The sequence below is a fragment of the Vibrio sp. D173a genome, from assembly GCF_030248475.1.
In genome coordinates, this window is sequence record NZ_JAHGAH010000797.1 from 1 (window position 1) to 544 (window position 544).

Consider the following 544-nt stretch of genomic DNA (forward strand, 5'->3'; position numbering starts at 1 on the left):
AAATTGAATACGAGCCCAGAAATATCGCCGATAATTGTTAAATATAGCCAATATAAAAGCGAGCGAAATATAAGTGAAAAGATTAAATGCAATTAAAGTCATATCTTTGACAGTGATTTTCGGTCTATTTGGAAATAACGCAAACGTTTATGCCAACAATATTATTTCGGTTCCGGCAAAAAAAGCGGTCGTTGTTTCACAAAAGAACACGCACCCAAGAGTTTGTTATCATGACGACAATGCATACAGCCTAGGCGCTGTACTCGAAATATCAGGTGTTGTGATTCAATGTGCGGAGCTGAATGATTTTGAGACAAACGGTGCGTTGTCGTGGAAAACGCTCGAAAAAAAAGACGAGTAATAGACTCGTCTTAATCAAATAGTGTGGCGCGTGTTATCGTGCGATTGAGCGAGTCTTCAGCTCAAAGATGATTTTCTCTGCGCTAACTTCGAACTTGAAGCGTGTACGAAGTTCGTTGCTCTCTCCAGTAAGCTCTGTTGATTCAAACTCAACATTGCTAGAAACTTGCTTAGCTAAATCAAT

At 39.3% G+C, this 544-nt stretch carries 2 protein-coding genes; one reads left to right on the forward strand and one right to left on the reverse strand.

Going from position 1 to position 544, the window contains the following annotated elements; translation table 11 throughout:
• Positions 1 to 91: 91 nt before the first annotated feature.
• Positions 92 to 361 carry a DUF1496 domain-containing protein gene (locus tag KIV40_RS29370; protein ID WP_285352767.1) on the forward strand — a complete coding sequence of 90 codons (270 nt, stop codon included), beginning with the start codon at positions 92 to 94 and terminating at the stop codon, positions 359 to 361.
• Between the two features lie 33 nt (positions 362 to 394).
• Here KIV40_RS29370 and KIV40_RS29375 read toward each other — a convergent pair.
• The coding region (locus KIV40_RS29375) for a DUF406 family protein (RefSeq protein ID WP_285352768.1) at positions 395 to 544 on the reverse strand (150 nt) is incomplete at its 5' end.